This is a genomic window from Streptomyces bobili (assembly GCF_002154575.1).
Taxonomy (GTDB): Bacteria; Actinomycetota; Actinomycetes; order Streptomycetales; family Streptomycetaceae; genus Streptomyces; species Streptomyces bobili.
In genome coordinates this window covers 1-3,116 of sequence record NZ_MUBA01000759.1, presented here as the reverse complement: position 1 = coordinate 3,116, position 3,116 = coordinate 1, and the positions used below count along the sequence as shown (strand labels likewise).

Genomic DNA, 3,116 nt, shown 5'->3' with positions numbered 1-3,116 from the left:
GGAGAGGCTGGCCCGCCGGTCCCGCCGGTCCCCGGCCGGACCGCGGGCCAGCCTCTCCCAGGGCTTGTGGCCTGCGGCGGTTCAGGGGCGGGGGGCGGACAGGTAGCCTTTCCCCGTGCCCCGTCTGTCTGAAGTCATCGCCGCGCTGGAGAACCTGTGGCCCGCCGAGCGGGCCGAGTCCTGGGACGCGGTCGGCACCGTCGTGGGCGAACCCGGCCAGGACGTCACGCGGGTCCTGTTCGCCGTGGACCCCGTCCAGGAGATCGTCGACGAGGCGGTGAAGCTGGGCGCCGACCTGCTCGTCACCCACCACCCCCTCTATCTCCGCGGGACGACGACCGTCGCGGCCTCCACCTTCAAGGGCCGCGTCGTGCACACCCTCATCAAGCACGACATCGCCCTGCACGTCGCCCACACCAACGCCGACACGGCCGACCCCGGCGTCAGCGACGCCCTCGCCGGCGCCCTCGACCTGCGCGTCGTACGGCCTCTCGTGCCCGATCCCGGCGACCCCGACGGGCGTCGTGGCCTGGGCAGGATCTGCGAACTCGACCACCCGCTCACCGTCCGTGAACTGGCCGCGCGCGCCGCCGAACGGCTGCCCGCGACCGCGCAGGGCATCCGGGTGGCGGGCGATCCGGACGCGACCGTACGGACCGTCGCGGTCAGTGGCGGGTCGGGCGACAGCCTCTTCGACCACGTCCGCGCCGCCGGCGTCGACGCGTTCCTCACCGCGGACCTGCGCCATCACCCGGCGTCCGAGGCCCGCGCGCACGGTGCGCACGGCGCACACCAACCTCTCGCGCTGCTCGACGCGGCGCACTGGGCCACCGAATGGCCCTGGTGCGAGCTGGCCGCAGCCCAGCTCGACGAGATCTCCGACCGCCACGGCTGGGGCCTGAGGGTCCACGTCTCGAAGACGGTCACCGACCCCTGGACCAGCCAATTCCCTTCACCTGGAGCCCCCAACTGAACGCCGCGCCCGCCGACCAGATCCGACTCCTCGACGTCCAGGACCTCGATGTCCGCCTCCAGCAGCTCGCGCACAAGCGCCGCTCGCTGCCCGAGCACGCCGAGATCGAGTCGCTGACCAAGGACCTCACGCAGCTGCGCGACCTCCTGGTGGCCGCGCAGACCGAGGAGAGCGACACCGCCCGCGAGCAGACCAAGGCCGAGCAGGACGTCGACCAGGTCCGTCAGCGTGCCGCCCGCGACCAGCAGCGTCTGGACTCCGGCGCCGTCACCTCCTCGAAGGACCTGGAGAACCTCCAGCGCGAGATCGTCTCCCTCGCCAAGCGCCAGGGTGACCTCGAGGACGTCGTCCTGGAGATCATGGAGCGCCGCGAGGCCGCCCAGGAGCGGGCCGCCGAACTGACCGAGCGCGTCGGTTCCGTCCAGGGCCGGATCGACGACGCGACGGCCCGCCGCGACGCCGCCTTCGAGAAGCTCGACGGCGAGATCGCCTCCGCCACCAAGGAGCGCGAGGTCATCGCCGCCACCGTCCCCGAGGACCTGCTCAAGCTCTACGACAAGCTGCGCGCGCAGCAGGGCGGCGTCGGCGCGGCCAAGCTGTACCAGCGCACCTGCCAGGGCTGCCGTCAGGAGCTGGCGGTCACCGACATCAACGACATCCGCAAGGCCGCCCCCGACACCGTCGTACGGTGCGAGAACTGCCGCCGGATCCTGGTGCGGACCTCCGAGTCCGGTCTGTAGGGACGGCAGACGTGCGGGAGTTCATCGTCGAGGCAGACGGGGGGTCCCGGGGCAACCCGGGGCCCGCGGGGTACGGCAGCGTGGTCATCGACGCGGCGACGGGGGAGACCCTCGTCGAGCGGGCCGAGTACATCGGCATCGCCACCAACAACGTCGCCGAGTACCGGGGCCTGCTGGCCGGCCTGCGCGCCGCCCGCGAACTGGACCCCGCGGCTCCGGTGCGCGTCCGCATGGACTCCAAGCTCGTCGTCGAGCAGATGTCGGGCCGCTGGAAGATCAAGCACCCCGGCATGAAGCCCCTGGCCGCGGAGGCCGCCGGGATCTATCCGCCCGGCCAGGTCACCTACGAGTGGATCCCGCGCGAGCACAACAAGCACGCCGACCGCCTGGCCAACGAGGCGATGGACGCGGGCAAGCGCGGCGAACAGTGGGACGCAGGGGCGTCCATGGCGGCCCTGAACGCCGCCCCGGTCGACCGCACGCCGTCGGGCCCTCCCGGCGACGCGAGGGCCGGCGCGGCGAAGGCCCGCGAGGCCCTGGCCGGGGGACGCGCGGGCAGCGCCCCGGCGCCGGCGACCGCCGGTGGGCACACGGGGGACACCACGGGTACCGCCACGGTCACCGGCACCGGCACCGCCGCCACATCCGACGCCGACCGCCGGGCCGCCCGCACCCTCGCCTCCCCTTCCCCCGCTCCCGCTCCCGCATCGGCGTCCGCGTCCGGGCAGGCGCAGCCCTCCGTCGGCTGGGGGGCCGCCCCCGATCTGGGGGCGCCCGCCACCTTCGTACTGCTGCGGCACGGGGAGACGCCGCTCACGCCGGAGAAGCGGTTCTCCGGGAGCGGGGGGAGCGATCCCGCGCTCTCCGCCGTCGGGCGGGAGCAGGCCGAGCGGGTCGCGGACGCGCTCGCCCGGCGGGGCACGGTGCAGCACATCGTCGCCTCTCCGCTCGCGCGGACCCGGGAGACCGCCGCCGCCGTCGCGGCCCGGCTGGGGCTGGAGGTCACCGTCGACGACGGCCTGCGCGAGACGGACTTCGGGGCCTGGGAGGGGCTCACCTTCGGTGAGGTCCGCGAGCGGTACCCGGACGATCTCAACGCCTGGCTGTCCGACCCGGAGGCCGAACCGACCGGCGGCGGCGAGAGCTTCGCGGCGACCGCGGTCCGCATCGCCGCCGCCCGCGACAAGCTGGTCGCGGCCTACGCGGGGCGTACGGTCCTGCTGGTCACACACGTCACCCCGATCAAGACACTGGTCCGGCTCGCCCTGGGCGCCCCGCCCGAGTCGCTGTTCCGGATGGAACTGTCGGCGGCCTCGCTGTCGGTCGTGGCGTACTACGCGGACGGCAACGCCAGCGTGCGCCTCCTCAACGACACGTCGCATCTGCGTGGGTGAGTGGCAGGG

At 74.0% G+C, this 3,116-nt stretch carries 3 protein-coding genes; all 3 read left to right on the top strand.

Features of this window, described 5'->3' with window-relative positions:
* The first annotated feature begins 115 nt into the window (after positions 1–115).
* From BZL64_RS37315 to BZL64_RS37305, 3 genes are read left to right on the top strand one after another with little or no spacing between them, the layout of a single operon-like run.
* On the top strand, positions 116–973 hold the full coding sequence (locus tag BZL64_RS37315) for a Nif3-like dinuclear metal center hexameric protein (RefSeq protein ID WP_086773426.1): 858 nt from the start codon (positions 116–118) through the stop codon (positions 971–973).
* A complete protein-coding gene (locus BZL64_RS37310; RefSeq protein ID WP_208639607.1) occupies positions 970–1,713 on the top strand; it encodes a zinc ribbon domain-containing protein in 744 nt (247 codons plus the stop codon). The genes BZL64_RS37315 and BZL64_RS37310 overlap by 4 nt, the downstream gene beginning before the upstream one ends.
* Before the next feature lie 11 nt (positions 1,714–1,724).
* Entirely contained in the window at positions 1,725–3,107 is a 1,383-nt protein-coding gene (locus tag BZL64_RS37305; RefSeq protein WP_086773425.1) for a bifunctional RNase H/acid phosphatase, read from the top strand.
* Positions 3,108–3,116: the final 9 nt, after the last annotated feature.